Origin of the sequence: Rhodoplanes sp. SY1 (assembly GCF_046000175.1) — a bacterium.
GTDB lineage: Bacteria > Pseudomonadota > Alphaproteobacteria > Rhizobiales > Xanthobacteraceae > Rhodoplanes.
Genome location: NZ_JBEOMB010000256.1, coordinates 1 through 650, shown reverse-complemented (window position 1 = coordinate 650; position 650 = coordinate 1). Strand labels below are relative to the sequence as shown.

At 60.8% G+C, this 650-nt stretch carries 1 protein-coding gene; it reads right to left on the bottom strand.

Features of this window, described 5'->3' with window-relative positions:
- Nucleotides 1-114: 114 nt before the first annotated feature.
- Nucleotides 115-650: GDP-mannose 4,6-dehydratase (locus ABTU92_RS28965; RefSeq protein WP_408095021.1), on the bottom strand; the 536-nt coding region annotated here is incomplete at its 5' end.

Here is a 650-nt window from a genome sequence, read left to right as displayed (position 1 = left end):
TTCTCGGATCGGCTCTCAGTGTTATACATAAAAAGTGGTTGTAGCTAGATTGCTTCGAAAAACAAACCGCCGCATCATCAGCAGAGGTCAGAAAGATTTTGTTCAATTTTTTTTTTAACCATAAGTTATTTGTGCGGAACGAGAAAGCCGCGCGAGATCGGCGTCGATCATCTCGGCGACCAGTGCTTCGAGACTGGTCTCCGCCGTCCAGCCGAGTCGCTCCTTCGCCTTGGCCGGATTGCCGAGCAGGATGTCCACCTCGGCGGGCCGCAGGAAGCGCGGATCGGTGACGACGTGATCCTCCATGGCGAGGCCGGCATGCGAAAAGGCGAGCCGGCAGAAGTCGCGCACCGACGCGGTGCGGCCCGTCGCCACGACATAGTCCCCCGGCGCGTCCTGCTGCAGCATCAGCCACATCGCCTTCACGTAGTCGCGAGCATGGCCCCAGTCGCGCTTGGCGTCGAGATTGCCCAGCGCGATCGTCGTCTGCAGTCCGAGCTTGATGCGGGCGACGCCGTCGGTGATCTTGCGGGTGACGAACTCGATGCCGCGCAGCGGCGACTCGTGATTGAACAGGATGCCGCTCGAGGCGTGCAGCCCGAAGCTCTCGCGGTAGTTCACCGTCATCCAGTGGGCGTAGAGCTTGGCGG